This window comes from Curtobacterium sp. MMLR14_002, assembly GCF_001864975.1.
In the GTDB taxonomy this organism is placed as follows: Bacteria; Actinomycetota; Actinomycetes; order Actinomycetales; family Microbacteriaceae; genus Curtobacterium; species Curtobacterium flaccumfaciens.
In genome coordinates, this window is sequence record NZ_MJGT01000084.1 from 1 (window position 1) to 434 (window position 434).

The 434-nt window shown below is 66.4% G+C and carries 1 protein-coding gene; it reads left to right on the forward strand.

Going from position 1 to position 434, the window contains the following annotated elements:
- On the forward strand, nt 1–274 hold a 274-nt coding region (locus tag BIU91_RS15020), incomplete at its 5' end, for a 3'-5' exonuclease (protein ID WP_171907856.1).
- Nucleotides 275–434: the final 160 nt, after the last annotated feature.

Here is a 434-nt window from a genome sequence, read left to right on the forward strand (position 1 = left end):
GCGCAACGTCCCCGCCACGGAGAAGTCGGCACGCGGCAAGGTCCGAGTGATGACCATGCACAGCGCCAAGGGCCTCGAGTTCTCCCGAGTCGTCCTGTTCGACGTGTCGGAAGGCGTCGTCCCGAACAAGCTGGCGTTGCAGCACGCTGCGCCCGAGGAGCAGGCCGACGCCGAGCTCCGGGAGCGCTCACTGCTCTACGTCGCCGCAAGCCGTGCGCGCGACGAACTCGTCGTCAGTTGGCAGGGAGCGCCCTCTTCGCTCCTGGCACGGTGAGGGCCACATCGCGGTGATGGACGAAGCGGCGCTCACGCAGATGGTGACCTCGCTCGTCCCGACGATGTCGAGGAGCCTTGCCGAGCAGTTCAACGTGTTCCGGGTCATGCACCACGGAACACACGAGAAGCAGCTGTCGAACGTGTTCGCCTGGCTCCTG